General features: G+C 53.9%; 10 protein-coding genes and 1 tRNA gene. 6 read left to right on the top strand and 5 right to left on the bottom strand.

Going from position 1 to position 16,611, the window contains the following annotated elements; genetic code table 11:
* Positions 1–52 precede the first annotated feature (52 nt).
* The 6 genes from Enr10x_RS08265 (at position 53) to Enr10x_RS08240 (ending at position 6,642) form a co-directional block, all read left to right on the top strand.
* Positions 53–862 (top strand): DUF1573 domain-containing protein, encoded by an 810-nt coding sequence (locus Enr10x_RS08265; protein ID WP_145448735.1) that lies wholly within the window; start codon positions 53–55, stop codon positions 860–862.
* A gap of 166 nt (positions 863–1,028) precedes the next feature.
* Complete coding sequence (locus Enr10x_RS08260; protein WP_145448734.1) at positions 1,029–3,410, top strand: hypothetical protein; 2,382 nt, start codon at positions 1,029–1,031, stop codon at positions 3,408–3,410.
* A gap of 313 nt (positions 3,411–3,723) precedes the next feature.
* Positions 3,724–4,743: a tetratricopeptide repeat protein gene (locus Enr10x_RS08255; RefSeq protein WP_197997533.1), complete on the top strand. Its 1,020-nt coding sequence runs from the start codon at positions 3,724–3,726 to the stop codon at positions 4,741–4,743.
* An 86-nt stretch (positions 4,744–4,829) separates the two neighbouring features.
* Positions 4,830–4,903 (top strand) — tRNA-Pro (locus Enr10x_RS08250).
* Positions 4,904–5,181: 278 nt separating this feature from the next.
* Positions 5,182–5,934: a siderophore-interacting protein gene (locus Enr10x_RS08245; RefSeq protein ID WP_145448732.1), complete on the top strand. Its 753-nt coding sequence runs from the start codon at positions 5,182–5,184 to the stop codon at positions 5,932–5,934.
* A 24-nt stretch (positions 5,935–5,958) separates the two neighbouring features.
* The gene (locus tag Enr10x_RS08240; RefSeq protein WP_145448731.1) at positions 5,959–6,642 is read left to right on the top strand and encodes a class I SAM-dependent methyltransferase; all 684 of its coding nucleotides are present in this window, start codon (positions 5,959–5,961) and stop codon (positions 6,640–6,642) included.
* 209 nt (positions 6,643–6,851) lie between these two features.
* On the opposite strand, the gene Enr10x_RS08235 is transcribed toward Enr10x_RS08240, so the two are convergent.
* The 5 genes from Enr10x_RS08235 to Enr10x_RS08215 all read right to left on the bottom strand — a co-directional run bounded on the left by Enr10x_RS08235 (position 6,852) and on the right by Enr10x_RS08215 (position 16,411).
* Positions 6,852–9,155, bottom strand: a complete 2,304-nt coding sequence (locus Enr10x_RS08235) for a peroxidase family protein (RefSeq protein ID WP_145448730.1) — start codon at positions 9,153–9,155, stop codon at positions 6,852–6,854.
* Between the two features lie 423 nt (positions 9,156–9,578).
* A complete protein-coding gene (locus Enr10x_RS08230; RefSeq protein WP_145448729.1) occupies positions 9,579–11,012 on the bottom strand; it encodes a DUF1501 domain-containing protein in 1,434 nt (477 codons plus the stop codon).
* Positions 11,013–11,020: 8 nt separating this feature from the next.
* On the bottom strand, positions 11,021–14,179 hold the full coding sequence (locus tag Enr10x_RS08225; RefSeq protein ID WP_232093265.1) for a DUF1549 domain-containing protein: 3,159 nt from the start codon (positions 14,177–14,179) through the stop codon (positions 11,021–11,023).
* 74 nt (positions 14,180–14,253) lie between these two features.
* Positions 14,254–15,894, bottom strand: coding sequence for a FecR family protein (locus tag Enr10x_RS08220; RefSeq protein ID WP_145448727.1), 1,641 nt, complete (start codon positions 15,892–15,894; stop codon positions 14,254–14,256).
* Positions 15,884–16,411 (bottom strand): sigma-70 family RNA polymerase sigma factor, encoded by a 528-nt coding sequence (locus tag Enr10x_RS08215; RefSeq protein WP_145448726.1) that lies wholly within the window; start codon positions 16,409–16,411, stop codon positions 15,884–15,886. Before Enr10x_RS08215 ends, Enr10x_RS08220 begins: the two co-directional genes overlap by 11 nt.
* Between the last annotated feature and the right edge of the window lie 200 nt (positions 16,412–16,611).

Raw genomic sequence — 16,611 nt, 5'->3', positions numbered from 1 at the left:
CAGATTTGAAATAATTTGTTTCCTGACAGTCATTCAGACAGGCACGGATGCCATGCGCAATCGAATTCTGCAATCGAAATGGACCAGACGCAGTCTACTCACTCTAGCCACTTTACCATTCATTCTCGCCTGTGTCGCTCACTGGGCCGGCTCGCGTGTGCAGAAATCAATGGCAGGCGAACCACGTCCTGCCCTCGCCTTTGAAACCTATCTCGTTGACCGGGGGATGCTCAAGGAAACAGAACGCGTGGCAGGAGCCCGTTTTCGATTCAAAAACCTGAGCGATCAAACCGTCACCGTTACAGAACTCATCCCCAGCTGTGGCTGTCTGCAGCCCCAGTTAGAAAAACGAGTCTACAAACCGCATGAAACGGGTGAATTCATTCTGAAAATGGAAACGGCCGGTGAATCGCCTGGTCAGAAAGAATTCTTTGTTGATTTCAAATACTCAGACCCGGTTGAACGAACTGCCCGGTTGACGTTCAAAGTAGAACTCCCCGTCCGCAGGCTGGTCGTCAAACCCAAAGCTCTGGTGATTTACCAGTTCACCCCCGGCCGCACAATTCACCCGGTAACCGTTTCAGACTACCGTGGTGGCAAAAACTTCGAAATCACCAGCGTCAAAAGCACTTCCAAATATGCGAAAGTAAAACTCGGCGACCTGGAAGACAAGCAGGGACTCAGACAACAAAAACTGGACGTGATCGTGGAAGACCTCGTCCCTCCCGGCAAACATGACGGTCTGATTGTCATCAAAACCAATGATCCCGATTTTCCGGAACTCTATGTTCCCCTGATCATCCAGGGGCCGGACCAGAAAACCGTCTTGAAGCCTGACTCCAAATCTCCCCAGGCAAACTGACAAACGTCAGATCAGATGCTCTGCCTGTCTCCGGAATGCGCTTTGAAGAAATAGAGATTTTTCTCACATTTTCTGTACGGATTCCCGGCAATCCCACCACTATTTATTACAGAGAGACCGTTACTCTCTTTGTAACCTGCGACTCCTTACTTAACAGTGGTGCACCATGCGTTTAACATTACGAACTCTGATTGCCTATCTCGATGATGTTCTTGAGCCGGCCCAGATCAAGGAAATCGGCCAAAAACTGGAAGAAAGCGGCTATGCATCGTCGCTTGTCGAACGCATCAAAGACGTCTTACGCCGGCGTCGTCTGACTGCCCCCGAAGTGGAAGGCCCCGGTTCCAATCTGGATCCCAATACGGTTGCTGAATACCTCGACAATACGCTTCCCCCGGAAAGCGTGGCTGATGTCGAAAAGATCTGCTTGAATTCCGACGTCAATCTTGTAGAAGTCGCCGCTTCACATCAGATCCTGACCCTGGTCCTGGGAGAACCGGCAACCATCAACCCGGATACCAGAGAACGGATTTACGCCCTGGGCCCTGCCCCCCAAAGTGAGCAGGTTGAAACAGGGACGCAAGCACAGACTGCTGTCGCAGAGCCCTCTCCTGCTCCAGCAACGGCAGCCCCCACCAGGACCGAAGCCCCAGTCAAACAACAGACTGCCCCGGCACAGGCTCCGGAACCATTTTCATCACGCATCCCGGATTATCTGAAAACGAAACCGCTCTGGAAACGGTTTACCCCTTATTTTCTGGTCCTGACGGCGGCAGTTGTCTGGGCAGGACTGTTTTTTGGTGATCCGACATTTTTCCCATCCTTCTTTTCGCAACAGGATACTGCCCAGGAAGTTGCTGTTAATGGGGCAGACAACCAGGAGATCGATTTATCACAACCCCAGGAACCGGCAGCAAAACAACCTGCTGCTGAGAAAATGGAACCTGCTGCTGCAACAACGGCCTCAGAAAAACAACCTGCAAAAACAACACCAGCCGCAGCACAACCTAAACCGGAAGGGGAAACGGTGGCAATGAATACCAAGCCACCCGCATTCGACGCGCCTCCCCCTGCTGACGCTGAGACAGCGGCTCTGAAAGCAGTTCCTGCTAAGCCTCCTGTGGAAAATCTGCTACCTGCAACTTCTGGAACGGCAGCCGAAACTGCGAAACCGGCAGCGCCAGTATCCACGCCGCCTGCAGCCCCGGTCAAACCAGATGACAAAACCGTGGCCATGAACAGTAAACCCCCGGAAAATGCCGCACCTGCTGTACCAGCGAAAATTGAAATGGCTGATGCTGCCGCGAAGGCACCCGCCGCCCAAATCGAATCGGAAGACGGTTTCTTTCTGGCCCAGGTCGATCAGAAACGCGAATTGGCCGACAAGAATGACTGGCTGATTCTTTCCAAGGTCATGCCGATTCAGGCAGGCTCTGCAGTCGCATCACCAGAACCATTCACAGCCCGGATCAATATTCCCGAAGCACTCTGCAAAGTGGTTTTACTTCCGGGAACTGCCGTCACTTATCAGGGCAAAAACAAAGCCGCTGAAATGGGCTTCAAAATCCAGGAAGGTCGCCTGAGAATCGAAGCTTCCCGTGGTCTGAACGATGCCCGGGATGCAGCCGGCCCTACGCTCTCGATTAAAGTCAATGACGAACTCTGGCGGATTGAACTGGTTACCAGGGACAGTGTCTGTGGCATCGAAATCGACCCTGTCCAGCCAACTCACCCGGACCAGAAGCCCGGGCCCGATAACTATACAGGCATGTTATACGCTTACTCGGGAATGATTCGCTTCTCGGATGGCTCAGGAAAAGTACACACAATCGATGCGGGACACTGGATGTCACTCTCTGCGAAAGATCGCAAGGCAGGTCTCATCAATCCTTCCGGTCGTGATAAACCCCTGCGGGTTCCGCACTGGGTGGAGCCGAACTATAAAGACAGTTCCTACCTGACCCGCCGCCAGCTGGCTGCTTTCTCCAAAGAACTCAAAGACGATCAACTCGTTTCACTCACCATGCCTGCAATTACAAAAGATCTGAAGCCCAACACTTCAGACCTGGCCACCAAAGCATTGGCCTTAACCAACCGCTACCAGGAACTGGTCAAGGTGTTGGATGAAGTAGATCATCATGAGTCGCGTATGGAAGCATTTAACGGCATCCGGAACTGGTTACTGAGAGATCAGGAAAATGGTGAGCTCCTCTCGACTGCTTTGAAAAAGCAGTTTTCTCCAGAAATGGCAGAGACAATGGAACGCCTGCTCTGGGGTTTCCAGAAAGAAGATGCGGAAGATCGCTTCATCTCCAGCAGACTTGTGGAATGGCTGGAGCACCCCCATGTTGCGGTCCGGGAATTCGCATTCAATTACATTCACCAGCTGACAGACCGACCGATTGATTATTCAGACATTGCGACACCAACCCAGCGTCGCTCCACAGCCCGTCGCTGGTTTTCCCATATTGACAAGCATGGTTCCCTGATTGAGCCACAAGCGGCCCCGGTCAATGCTCCTGAGAAAATATTTAACCCTGCAAACTGAACGCATTCTATAGAATCAGATTTGAGTCGACTCATGACTCGAATCTGGTTCTATCTCTCAATTAATCAGGGACTTAACCCCAGTCCTTTTTCTCAGAATTAGAACCAGAAACGTGAAAAAATCAATGAACTCCTCTTGCTGTGATTTCTGACGACTGCTATCTTTCCTGCACCTCTCTCCCATTCATTTCCTGATCTATTTTGAATTCCACTACTGAAATCAATTCTCCCCCCCCAACTGAACCATTTACCGACAGTATGTCATTCAGCAATGGATTCTGAATGCATACTTACAAACGATGGAGCCGTGCACGATGCACTCAACTCGAATCAGACTTTCGGTTATCTGCAATCTGGCAATTTTATTCTCACTGGGTACCTTTACTTTTTCCGGCTGCAACACCATGCATGGTGTTGCCAGCAATGAAATGGGAAATGGTTACTACCAGCGAGGTGAATACTCCCAGGCACATGCCGCATTTACACGAGCCATCGCAAACAACCCGACCAATCCCGACTATGTTCATAATCTGGCTGTCGTCATGGAAAAAGAGGGCGATCTGGCAGGAGCAGAACAGACTTATCGCAATGCCCTGAAGATTGACCCTACTCACCAGCCCTCACATCATGGACTGGCGGAATTGATGATCAGCCAGGGCCGACAGCAGGAAGCAGCTCAGCACATTACAGCCTGGCGGGACACCCAGCCTTATGTCGCGGAATCTCACCTGGAAATGGCCTGGTTGCTGCAACAGAACGGAGACATGACAGGAGCCGAACAGTCCCTCAGGGCGGCTGCCAATATCGATCCTAACCATCCCAAAGTGCTGGCCCACATGGGACAACTCTATCAGCAGACCGGACGCAACGAAGAAGCACTGGCCATGTATGAACAGTCTCTGAATTCCGAGTGGTTTCAACCGCAGGTACAGTCGCGAATCGCTTCGATTAAAAAACCGTACGCCTCTTCCAGCCCTCAGGATCGGATTGTTGCCAAAGGCTGGGAACACGGACCATTGGGCAACGGTAGCGTTTTCCGGTACCAGTCACGTACGGCACAGGCCAGCTATACTCACCCCCTGCCCACTTATACTGGTGGCGCTTCAACCGGGACGGTGGCCATGCTGAACGCTCCCCAGGTAAGCCAGGCGAATGTCTATCCGACCGGCAGTGTTGTCTCACAGCCGATGCTGGTCGCACCAGGTGTTGCCGGTCAGCCTGTCCAGTTGGGAGCCCCGACCGTGGCCACTGCACCTGAGCCAATCAACGTCGATCCAGCCCACTATCCGACTGAACCAGCCACCGCTGGTACTCCGGTTGTCCAACCCTATTGATTTTCTGGATTTCGGTCAAAAAGTCGCGATAGTTTGTATCCCACTGCGTTGACCAGTCTTGCCGTCTTGATAGAATAAAGTTCCCACGGGATGTGGCTCAGCCTGGTAGAGCGCTGCGTTCGGGACGCAGAGGTCGCAAGTTCAAATCTTGTCATCCCGACTTTTAAGTCGACTATAATAAGACCACTTATCGAAGCAGTTCCTGTTTCATTAAGTGGTCTCTTATTTTGTAGTTTGACATGCAGAAATACATTGCTCCGGGCCATTCATAGATCGTTACACGAGACTCTTTAAGCCCATCTCAGGGGGAGCACTCCTGTACCGTCCCGGCGATCAGCGGTCTCAATTCGATAGATCTCGTATTGTTTCTTGCGATAGCACTCACAATGATTGAATATTCACTTGTTAGCGATTCCACGATATCAAGAGAGCTACCCCATGGCCAATCGTCCCGTTAGAGAATTAAAAGTCATTCACACAACCAGGCTCACCGAGCATATGCTGCGGATCACGCTCGGGGGCAATGAAATGGCTGATTATCCCAGCGACCAGGAGAGTGCTTACGTCAAGCTGATGTTTCCGCAAGCCGGCGATCAACCACCACAGAAGCGATCCTACACCATCAGACAACAACGGCCCATGGAGATCGACCTTGATTTTGTGCTGCACAATCCCCTGGGACCCGCATCCTCCTGGGCAAAGCAGGCGCAACCGGGAGATCGGATCCTGGTCGGCGATCCCGGCCCAAAGAAATTAATCAACCCTGACGCAGACTGGTTCCTGCTGGTGGGTGACATGGCGGCTTTACCAGCGATCAGCGTTAACCTGGAGCAATTGCCTGACGATGCCAGGGGGCATGCGGTCATTGAAATTCCCAGCAAAGCAGACATCCAGACACTGAAAGCCCCAGGTAACCTGAACTTACACTGGGAAGTGAATCCTCAGCCAGCCCCTGAAGGAGGATTTCTCATTTCGAAAGTCAAAGCCCTGCCCTGGCTGGAGGGCCAACCATCGGTCTGGTCCGCCTGTGAGTTCAACAGCATGCGTAATCTCAGACGTTTTTTTAAGGAAGAAAAACAGCTGCCTGACAGCCACTTGTACCTGTCCAGTTATTGGAAAATCGGACAGTCCGACGAAGGCCATAAGCAGGCAAAACGACTCGACAGTGTGCAATCAGAAACAACCAGATAGACCGCACAAAACTTGACCAGAAGTGTGTCGCACTTTACTGATGTTCCTGCAGGATTATTTGATGTGTCTTTGGTGGATATTGAAATCTCGAATCATAATTCGATCTTGCCTGACGAGATTGATGCTTTTCTTCATGAAGCTGACTTAAGAGTCAGCCAGTTTCTCGAGAATAGAACACGCCGCACCACTGCCTTTGTCCCGAGTGATTTCAAAACGGTCTACCACGCTCTGCAGGCCATCACCGACGAGAATCTTGCCTCCGGTAGTTCGTTGTGCGAATGGGGAAGTGGTTTCGGCGTGGTAGCGTCGTTAGCCGCGATGCTTGAGTTTATGGCCTGTGGCATTGAAATTGATCCAGACCTGGTTGATGCATCCCGCAGGCTGGCAGATGACTTTGGTCTGCCCGTAGAGTTCGCTCAAGGTAGTTTCATTCCCTCAGACGCTGAATCCCTTGCCGAAGAAGCCTATGCCGACAACAACGCCGCGTATTCCTGGCTCATCACTGATGCGGAAGATGGATACGAAGAACTCCAATGTGGTCTCGAAGATTTTGACGTCGTTTTTGCCTACCCCTGGCCCGGAGAGGATTATCTGGTCTCAAACTTGTTCGAGAAATATGCCGCTGAAGGGGCACTGCTGCTGACGTATGACTACCCTGAGACAGTGCGCCTGCGACGGAAACTGAGTGCACCGTCTGGTAGCGCGTAGTACATTCCAATTTCAACGCACACTACCGACCACAAGCTCAAGTATTCGCTGACTCTAACTGTGACTTCTTTCATGGATACGTCGTCGTTTTGACAATCTGCGACAAAACAACTTAATTAAAATGTGCCAGACCCAGAAGTATGATCGGGAGATCAAAATCTGGATCCGGCGAAAATGCAGGTTTACATACCTTGCAGATAGCCTTTCTCCTACCTGCGAGCACGTTTACCAGGTGGCATGCCTAACACAGGATCCAGGTCATTGGACGCAAAGATCTGATCCAGCATCTCAGGATGATCGCCTCGGATATCCATATCACTTCCAGTTGAGCTCGGCGATCCAATCCGGTTCTGTCCCTGGGCGGGGCGTTGACTGTCTGGCCGATGTGCCAGTTGATCGTAACGATGACCACCTTCGTGCATCGGATCGCGGCTCAGTGGGTCAATTATGTTTACGTCAAGACCCACTCCCTCTGCGACATCAATCGTGTCATCAGCGTTCGTCCCCTGAATCACAATCCGTTCCAGTCCCGAGAATTCCACCTGCAGACCGGACACATCAACAGACTGGTCATTCACGAATATGGTGTCGCTCTGTCGTGTCCCGTTGAGAATCAATGTATCTGTCCGACCTTGGCCCAAGTCCACGACCAGCCCCCCGGGTAAATCAGCAGTGCTGATCCCCTGGATGTTGATGCGCTGTGAGTCGTGGCTGGTGCTCGTCAGCATCAAGCGATCAACACTGTCCAGGGACTGACTGCCTATCACCTGCCGCGTTCTGTTGTCGACCACCTCCAGATTTCCGTGCGACACACGAATCGTAACGTCGCTGGAACCGGTTTCCGCCAAATCGACCCACATGACAGAGGGAGCGAAAAATACATTTTCCTGCAGGTTGGAAATATCTGAATTGCGTTCGATCACATCCGCCAGCGTAGTACTGTTGATCTGGTGGAGCGTTTCGCCGGAGAATACGTTTTCATACCAGAAGCGATCTCCATCACGCAGTCGTTCGAACTGGTCGACTATGATCGCTGTGAACGTCTCCCCCATACTCGATCCGGGCAAATGATCTTCGGCCAGACCACCAACCCACAGATCGATATTGTCGACTGTGCCATACAGTGCTTCCAGTTTCGCAGCCACTTCCGGATCGGAAGTGATGTCGGAAAAGCTCTCGACGGCGTCCAGTCCCAGCGCAACTCGTGTTGAGTTGTAATCTGCCAGACCATGGTCACGACCGCGCTGGATATTTAATGAGGCCAGATCGAATCCGCCTGACCCCGGAGGCCCAAACAGGAAGTTGCGCACATCATCGACCAGTTGATTATCAATTTCCTGCGCCTGGTTCACAGTCACTCCGCGTAACAGTGAATCGATACCATTTTGTTCCAGTTCGCTTGGGTTGAAAAACGCATTCAACAACTCGAGGTTGCCCTCATCAGCAACATTCCCGTTCTCGTCCAGCCTTAGCAGTTCGGAGGAGAGCATTGTATGTCCAAACCGATAGGCGGCTGTCGAGAACTCGTTGGCAATACTGGGATCGACCGTGGAATCGTATCCGCGATATTCTTCAACGACACCTGGACCGAATAATGCCGGGAGAAATTCATTAAACGTAATCGCCTGCAACTCACCAATGACGATCTGCCGAGCCTGTTGATACAGTTCTTCATCGGTCAGATCGGGATTCGCTGCTGCGAGTTCTGATGAGATCCGATTATGTTCGCGGATCCAGAGAGTCTGCATCGAAGTCAATGCCACGTTCTCATTCGCACGAATATCTCCTGCTAAAAAGAACCCATCATCTCCATAAGGCAGCAGATCACCATCACTGGTTGCCAGTTGTCCTCCTGTAAAGGTTCTCAAGCGGGCGGCCAGTTCTTCATCTGAACCATAAATCATCGAACCATCAATAAATGCTGTGATCTGATTAATCTGCTGCCGAACACCATTTTCATCCACTTCGAAGTTAGATCGATTCATATCAATAACTGCGTCCCCGGTACCGTCTGGATCAAAATAGGGATCACCGGTCGGAACTTCTATCGGAAATGATTCCAGGGGATTCCCATATTCATCGTGCGCGGATTCAGTCAACGTAATATCGTGATCGATAAACTGTCCCCAGACCCAGAAGATATCCGTCAGAAAACGGTCATTGGTTTCCGAACTGTTGGCGGCAGCAATGACGTTACTGACTTCCCTTGCACTGGGACGGTCTTCACCGGCAGGAGTCGACAGGCCGTCCCCATAGTCGGCACCGGCCAGCCTGATTAGTTGCGTGTCGGTACTGCCAAGTTCCGGATTGTCGAGGTTATTACCGGTCCCGTCGATCGAGCGGTATTCGGGGGCGGTGCTCCCCCCGGTATTTGTTGCATTATCGTCTGTTTTATCGGCGGTGAGAGAATTCATCGCCGAAAGCAACTGACGATCTTCCAGGGACTCAATGGCAGAAACATGAAACGTTTGACGGGTAGCCCTGCTGTGACGATTTAGTTTTCGAAATAGCATGTTTAGTTCTCCTGACGCGTCAAGTCGCTTGCGCGTAGTTCTTGCGAACTGTTTGACGGTATCCAACAGATGCGTGGTTATTTTAGAATTGACGAAGGCCCGCACTGCGAAATGTCAGAAAGAGTTGATCAACCGGACGGCTCAAGACAGCGAGACGTCCTTTAACAGTCTCTCTTATGGAAACGCAAAAACATGAAAGCGATCTACAGGCTTCCAGAGAAATTCATCAAAAATGAATACAGGCAATTTGAAGAGAAGTGAACGGTAGAGTGAGTGAACTATCTACCAGTGCTGCCGCACTTGTTTAGTTCCCTGCCCGTTTAGAACCATTTTCTTCAGAAGAACAGTCGACTCTACTTGCGACGAAGAGGCATAGAGTACTCACGACATTTTCAGCGAGACGGCAGTACGAGATTGAACAGCCTATCCAGTCACCAGTTTCTGGAGAAACTCGCCTTCGTTGACCGTAGGACGTTCGGGGCGGCCGTTGTATTCGTACGTGAGTTTCATCCGATCCAGGCCCAGCAGATGCAGTATTGTGGCGTGCAGATCGTGAACGTGCATCCGATCTTCAATCGCCCGCAGCCCCAGTTCATCGGTGGCCCCGATGGTTTGTCCCCCTTTGACCCCGCCACCGGCCATCCACATGGTGAATCCGGTCGGGTTGTGATCGCGTCCGTCCCCCTTTTCCGACATGGGGGTCCGTCCAAACTCGCCTCCCCACACCACGAGTGTCTCATCCAGCAGGCCCCGTTGTTTCAAATCCCGGATCAGACCGGCTACGGGCAGGTCCATTGCCTTGCAGTGCTGGGTGTGATTCTTTTCGATCCCCGAATGCGCATCCCACTTGCTGCCTGCCCCATGATACAACTGCACGAAACGGACGCCCCGCTCCACCAGGCGGCGTGACATCAGGCAGAGTCGACCGAAGGACGACGTTTCCTGCTGATCCATCCCGTACAGCTGGCGGGTGGCTGCGGTCTCCTGGCTCAGGTCAACCGCCTCGGGTGCTTCGGACTGCATCCGAAAGGCGAGTTCGTAACTGGCGATGCGTGCGTCAAGCTCTGTCTGCCGGGCGTGCTGACGGGCATAGCCCTGATTCAAGGATTTCAAATACGACAGTTTTTCGCGCTGCCGGGCGCCTGTCACTCCTTCCGGGTTATTCAGATTCGGAATCGGCTGTTTGCCTTCCTGTAAACGAATTCCCTGGTACACCGCGGGCATGAACCCGGTGCCCCAGTTTCGCGGACCATTCACCACCGAAGAACGGTTATCCTGCATGACCACGAACGAGGGGAGGTTCCTGTTTTCCGAACCGAGCCCGTAGGTCACCCAACTCCCCAGCGAAGGACGACCACCGATCAGCGAGCAGGTATTCATCTGGCAGACACTGGATGAATGATTCAGCCCATCGGCCCAGCAGGAGCGAATGACGGCTATGTCATCGACGCAGGTCGCAATTTCGGGCAGCCAGTCTGAGACCCAGGTTCCCGCTTCGCCATGCTGTTTCCACTTCCGTTTCGAGATCAGCAAGGGAGACCGGGATTCCCCGGCGGCGGTCAGAATCTGACCGAAGCTGTCAGGCAGAGTCTGTCCTGCCAGCTTGTTCAACAGCGGCTTGGGATCGAACAGATCGATGTGGCTCGGTCCCCCTTCCATGAACAGGAAGATGATATTCTTCGCCGTCGCCCGATGGTGGGGCACCAGTCCTGCAGTGGTCGCAGGACGGCTGGCAGCAGATAATGCGTCCGCCTGTGCCAGCAGACTGGCGAGGGCAACGGAACCAAAGCCGAGTCCGCTGCGTTCCAGAAACTCGCGTCGGGTGCGGGGTGTTTCAATATGTGGTGTAGAGAACATGGAGCGCCTCAATCAACGTATAAAAATTCATTCGAGTTCAACAGAATGTGACACAGATCAGCAAACGCCGCACGACGGGGATCACTGGCTGATGTCGGCCGGTCATCCCGCGTGATGTCATACTGATGGGACGAACTGTCCTCAAACATGCCCGGTACGGGATCGAACCTCCAGTACCCCAGCGTCTGCTCAGTAATGGATTCCTGCGTATACAGCAGGGACGGAACATCCAGAGCCGCCGATGACAGACGGACCTCGTCAATCAACCCGTCAAACAGGCTGTTCTTATTCTGGACCATGCGGCCGATCGCCAGCGCCAGACGATTGTCGTGCACCTCGACAGTCTGGTGCTGTTTCGTAATCTTCCCCAGCTGCTCATCGTCGTTCGAGAGGTCCTTCAGGAAGAAGTCGATTGAGCCGGCCCGTTCGCCCGTCACGTGAAAACTGACCGCGGCATAATAGGGCGTATTGAATTCAATATGCTGATCCGAAAAGACAATCTCGTCGCCGATCTTTCCGTTCTGCTTCTTACCATAAGTCCGAAAGACCAGCGTTTGCGGCTTGCGGCGTGAACCGCGGCCCGTCACGCCAAACAGCCAACCCGGTTCAGAGACCTTGCCGCTCCACTTCGAAACGATCGTCCGCACCGCCCCGGAGTCATAGATCGACTTAATCTGGAAGTAGGCTTCAATGGTAAAATCATGCGGCGTCAGCCGCCGGTTATCGGCAACGTAGAACGAAGAGGGCTGATCGGCATGAAACACCACCGACTGCCCGTTGCGGTAAGGCATCGTCGCGGTTTCGAACTGCTGCAGATCGACGGTCGGTTTCTGTTCCGACAGCAGTCTGGATTCACGATCGAGAAACTCCCGGGCCTGTGACAGTTCACCCGAGGTCACCGGTCGCCCGAAGGCGATTTGCCACGCGCGTCTCAGAGCCAACTCTTCCTGATCGGCTGAGGGAACAGTGGCCGCTTCCTGTTCGGCTCGTTGCGCAAGCTGATCGGCGAACCGCAGCATCTGCTGGCTGTTGAACAGCTGCAGTGACTGCACGGGAGAGGTTGTCGTATCGCGGGCCGACACGCTGGTGAAGAACCGGGGCATGTCGAACACCTGCAGCAATGGATCACGGCTGTTGCGCATCATCCGCAAATAGATGGACCGCCGGGGGACGCTGGGAGTCACACCGGGGCCGCCGGCCTTGAGATCCAACTGGCCGGTCACCGCCAGGATCGAATCGCGAATCTGTTCCGCATCCAGACGGCGTGTCTCTGCACTCCAGTAATATTTGTTGGCAGGATCGAGGGCGAACATCGACGCTTCCTGTGGATGCTGAGTCGATTGTCGATAGGTGGCTGAGGTCACGATCAGCCGGTGCAGACTCTTGAACCGCCAGTCCCCGTCCAGAAACCGCCGTGTCAGCCAGTCCAGCAATTCGGTATGCGAAGGCGGGCCACCCAGTCGACCTAAATCGCTGCTGTGCGGCGCCAGCCCTTTGCCAAAGTGATATTGCCAGATGCGATTGACGATCACCCGCGTCGACAGCGGATTACTGTCCTGCGTGAGCCAGCGGGCCAACGCGGTCCTGCGACTGGTGGTTCCCTGCTGCGGCGAGCCAAAATAATTGTCCGCCGGTGTCTCCAGAATCGTCAGGAAACCGGGGTCGCATTCGGTCCGTTTCTTGGGAATTCTGGTCTGCGGCGCCTGCGCCCCGACATCCCGGACCTGCTGTGCCAGCGGCAGCGGTTCCGGCTTCAGTTGATCGAACTTCGCCAGCTTACGCCGCAGGGACAGAATCTTTTCTTTTGCATCTCCCTTCAACTGTTTGTCGAGATTCCGGTAGTTGTGCTCTACCTGCCGCCATGCCAGCTCAACCAACTGCTGTTCCCGCGGAATCCGTTTCTCTTCCGGTTTGTGAATCATCGCCTGGATATCAGGCGGAAAGGAGATGATGACAGCCCGGGCTTTCTTCCGATACGGGGCTTCCAGTACCGCGAGCTCATCGCGAATCGCTTTGGTCGCCTGCTCCCAGGCACTCAGTCCACTGCGGTATTGTTTCAGTTGCTCCGGCGTCCCCACTTCCTGGGCGGTCTCAATCAGAATCGGTTCAAAGAAGGCGCGTAACTGAAAATAGTCCTTCTGCAGCACGGGATCATACTTATGGTCGTGACAGCGGGCACATTGCATCCCCACGCCGAGGAAGACATCGCCGACCGTATCCGTCAATTCGTTCAACATGATATCCCACTGACCGGCGACATCGCGGCTGTTCCACTCATAAATCCCGTGTGTCAGAAAGCCGGTGGCAATCTGGGCATCGACGTCACCGGGAAACAGCTCGTCTCCCGCCAATTGCTCCTGCACGAACTGCCTGTAGGGCTTATCCTCATTCAGCGACCGGATCACATAGTCTCGATACCGCCAGGCATTCGAACGATAGCCGTCGGCCCGGTAACCGTCGGAATCCGCATAGCGAACCACATCGAGCCAGTGCCGGGCCCAGCGTTCGCCGTAACGCGGACTGGCCAGCAGACGATCGACCAGCCGCTCATAAGCATCGGGACGCTGATCCTGCACAAACTCCTGCACTTCCTGTGGCGTGGGAGGCAGGCCGTGCAGATCGAAATAGACCCGTCGGACTAACGACTCCCGATCCGCCTCCGGTGCCGGCGTTAACCCCTGCTGTTTTAAACGATCGAGGATAAACCGGTCGATTTCGTTTTTGCTCCAATCGCCGGTCGCGGCAGGGACCGTCACAGACTGCAGAGGCTGAATCGCCCACCAGGCGCGGTCTTCTGCGGTAAACCGGGGGCCCTGCTCTTTGCGGAGCGGAACCGTATCGTCGGCCCCGGGCCAGGGCGCGCCCAGTGCAACCCATTTTTCAAGAATCTTGATCTGCTGCTCGGGCAGTTTTCCCGCGGGCGGCATCTCGTACGATTCATAACGCACCGCCTCAATCAGCAAACTTTTCTCCGGCTTGCCCGGAACCACAGAAGTGCCCGACTCGCCCCCCAGCAGAATGTGGCCGCGTGTATCGAGCCGCAGGTCGCCCTTCTGTTCCTTGGTCCCATGGCAGGACCAGCAATGTTCCGCCAGCAGCGGGCGGACTTCGTTCTCGAAGAACTTCATGACTTCCGGCGAGACATCAGCAGCGTTCGCCGCAGACATCGTCAGCAGAGTCATGAAAAGCCAGCACACGGTTGTTCTGAATCGATGAAGCATAATATTCCAGGGTGTAAGCATTATTTAACGGGGGGAAGTCCAACAATGACTACCGGGTCAATCCGGTCGGCGTCGTCCTGGGCATCTTGCAGGAACAGTCCGGTAATCGATCCGCCCGGCGGAATCTGCATGTCATCCAGATCGATCCCGACGGCAAACAGCCGCGAGGGAACCTGATGTACCAACTGCGAGCGTGCCACGATTGGCAGCGGCGCTCCATCGTCGGCGAAATCGGGACTCAACTGGGTCAAACGGCAGCCGGTCATGATCTGTGCCTGCTCGGAATGACCGTCGATGTCATATTTCCGGACCGTCATCGGCCGGGCAGTCGGGTGATCGGTCTGCGGGTACAAATGAAATACGTCCCCCTCCAGCGAGTGGGCGATCGACTGGGCGTCGAAAATAATCAGGTCGGGGCCAGGTCCATTCACCACCGGTTGTTCGAAAACCAGGTTCATGCCGGGGGTGCCGTTACGTCCCAGTTGAAATTCGCCCTGGTGCACTGCTTTCTCTCCGCCGGGGTTGATGAACCCCGAAGCAAACAACAGATTCATCGGGCCGAAGCGGTTCAATTCCTCAGCGGGCGCCTCGGCGGGAACGACCCCGAACGCATGGGAGCCGGGTCGATAATGATTCACGACGGGTAGAATAAAATCGTCAGCCTGATAAATGCGCTGCACTCCCGCCCGCTGCACGGAGACAGACGCCAGCGACTTCGCCCGCCCCTGTTCGTCGGGAACCGCTTCATAAGTAATCAGGTGGTCGGGGATGGCGTCGATATAGTCTTGTGACGACTGATCGCGGTCTCCGTCTATTACATTCAGGTCGGTGCCCACATAAGCGGTCTCCCCTTTAATCAGACGCTTTTTGCGGGGATCGCTCAGCGAAGAGACTTCCGCCTCACCATCCACAACGGACACATTCGAGGCACCGTCTTCAGCAACTGTCACGGAAAAACGCGTCCCCAGGTCAACGACATTGCTGGTCGGCGTGCTGACTTTAAAACCTTCCGCCCCCTCGGGTGCATAGACTGAGCACTTGCCGAGGTTCACCACCAGTTCCTCTTCCTGCGCCACCTGGAATAGTGCGGGTGCTTTGAGAATCACTTCCGCTCCCGAGGCAAAGCGGATTTTGACCATGCCGTCCTGCAGCATATAGTTCTCAGCGAACCGCAGTCGACTGCCAGTCAGCGTGGGATAATGTGTTCCCCGAAAGACCGCCCGATGTCCTGCGATCAATGTCGCCTGGGAAAACTGTTCCTGCGGCGGCTGTTTGTTCGCGATCTGATTTGTTTCTTCAAGTGCTGCCGGAGCTTCCTGTTGTACTACCTGCTGCCGTTCATTGCCCGTGGAAACAAACAGGACAGCCGCCACAACCAGGCAGGCCACAGCGCAGACTGTCAGCACCCACACGCCCCAGGGAACCGATTTCTTTTCTTGCGGGTGACTGATGTTATAATCGGGAACACTTCTGCTGATTTCGCCCAGCTCCATCAGGGAAGCATCGAGACACATCAGTTCCAGGTACTGTGTCTGTCGTACCGGCTGATCCAGCAGCAACGACTCAAGCTGTTCTGTTTCCGTCTGATCGAGCGAACCATCGGCGAGCCGGTGTAACAGCCGCTGAAATTCCGCAGCGTCCCGTTGATCTTTATCTGGCATGTTCCACCTCCGACACACGTCGCAGCACACAGTCTCTTAATTGACCGCGGATGCGGCCCACCCGGTCATAGAGGGCGTTGATTTTCATTCCCATCTCCTCCGCCACAGACGCACATTGACGCCGTTCCCAGTAAACCTGCTGCACCAGCCACAGATCCTTCTGACGCAGGGACTTCAAACACTTCTCCAGCGATGAGAGTTGCACATTGGGAGCACTGCTGCCCTGCATCCGCTCAAAGAGCTGGTTGAGCAACTGTTCGGAGAAATGGTGCCGATCACGGGATGACACTCGCAGGAAGTTTTTCACTTCATAAAAGGCGATGCCCATGGCCCAGGGCAGAAAATCGCATTCCGCGTCAAATTGATCGAACTTGTCCCACAGGATCATGCTGCAGCGCTGGTAGACATCTTCCGCATCTGTATGATCCGTCAGCAGCGAGTAGATAAACGCATACAACTGACGACGATGTGCCGTCAGCAATGTTGTGAACTGCAGTTCCTGTTTTTTCTGTTCCATGAATTATGTCAACCAGCATTCGAGGCAAGCCAACTCGCGATGTTTCGGTTCTATAAGTAATCGTACACTCAAAGTTGATTTCAGGTCGCGTTTTGAAAAGAATCTGCAGATTTCTGGCAAAGTCTGCAGGTGTGATATATCGCAATCACGCATCACATTATCGGTATCCCTTTTAATAACAATTACTTACAGCATACCGC

The sequence above is a fragment of the Gimesia panareensis genome (assembly GCF_007748155.1).
In the GTDB taxonomy this organism is placed as follows: domain Bacteria; phylum Planctomycetota; class Planctomycetia; order Planctomycetales; family Planctomycetaceae; genus Gimesia; species Gimesia panareensis.
Note: the sequence above shows the minus strand (reverse complement) of the source record. Positions and strands in the feature narration are given on the sequence as shown.